Annotated in this window: 2 protein-coding genes; both read right to left on the bottom strand. The window is 63.9% G+C overall.

The annotated features are described in order from the left end of the window. Window positions 1-293 precede the first annotated feature (293 nt). Window positions 294-566: a hypothetical protein gene (locus PINTE_RS23000; RefSeq protein WP_157087445.1), complete on the bottom strand. Its 273-nt coding sequence runs from the start codon at window positions 564-566 to the stop codon at window positions 294-296. Next, window positions 567-1,285: RHS repeat-associated core domain-containing protein (locus PINTE_RS21185; protein WP_169798596.1), on the bottom strand; the 719-nt coding region annotated here is incomplete at its 5' end. It lies immediately after the preceding gene.

Below are 1,285 nucleotides of genomic sequence, written 5' to 3'. Positions count from 1 at the left end.
TCAACCGGCCCAAGGGCCTCGGCCAGCGTGCGGGAGCGTCAGTGAGGCCGCCGGTCTCCCGCCTGGGGCCTCGAGGCGGCACGGGAGGGCCGTAGTCAGGCGCGCTACCGGTCGCCACCGAATGCGTGGCGTCATGACCCGGGAAGCCTTGAGAGGCCGCCCGGACGGCCTTGCGGGCCTCGGCGTACGGATCGACCGCTGGTGCCGCGTCGGGACCTTGGGATGCCTTGCCCTTAGCCCCCTCGTGAGCGCGCACGCGCATCCCGAGCACCATGCGGCGCTCCGCGACAGCGCTATTCGGAAGGCTTTTCATGGTCCATGAGAGCCTTTTTGTAGTTATTGCGACCCGCAAGATCTCCAACCATAAAACCTAGAGGTGCCAATATGCTCAAAAAGCCCGTATAGGGAAGCGCAATAAGGAGGGCAAAGATAGCCAATGAAGCCTCCACTATCATCAGCCATCTTGGGCCTCGGGCAAAAATGAATCGTCCCAAGAGGAGCCCAGCTACTAATGGCCCGATATATAGCAAGCTGCCATTGCCGCCCTGACGGAAAAAATCACCCATCTATGGACACTCCCTGGCACCAGTGCTCGAGTTAATGAAGCATCGACCACTCCGAGTGACACTTGATTCTGAACCTGAAGTGGAGGCGGTCCCGGCGCTACAGAGCACAGCAAAACCGTAACCTCCGACAGCGAAGATGGCGCTAACCGTTGTGACGTAGGGGTGTGGCACCTTTGTCCCGACACCCACTCCTGCCATCGCAATTACAAAGCCCCACTCGTTACAACCCATTCTGCCGCCGCTGCCGCCGGTGGGGTCGGTGGTGTTGCAGGGGTTGCCGCCTGCGTAGGTGTAGGGGTTGGTTTCTTGGCTGGTGGGGTCGGGGGTGGTGAAGCGTCCGATGACCGGGTCGTACCAGCGCACGCCGAGGCGGTAGAGGCCGGTTTGGTGGTCGCGGGGTGCGCCGGTCCAGGTGAGGGTGTTCCACCAGGCCAGGGGTTCGTCCAGGCCGGGGGCGGAGCGGATGTTGCCGTAGGGGTCGTAGGCGTAGGACACGATCTTGACCGCGTTCGACCCACCGGCAGTGTTCGCACCGATGAGGCCGATGACGCTGCCGAGGCGGTCCGGGATCACGTACCCGACACGCTGCTCGGCCCCGGTCCCGCGGATGACGGCCAGGGGTTTACCGTTCGGGCCCCGCAGGGTCTTCTGGGCCGCCCCGCCGGGGTCGATCTGGGAGGCGATCCCGAGCAGGGAATGCCCGATCTGCTCCCCGTGAG

Source organism: Piscicoccus intestinalis NBRC 104926, from assembly GCF_001515525.1.
GTDB lineage: Bacteria > Actinomycetota > Actinomycetes > Actinomycetales > Dermatophilaceae > Kineosphaera > Kineosphaera intestinalis.
Note: the sequence above shows the minus strand (reverse complement) of the source record. Positions and strands in the feature narration are given on the sequence as shown.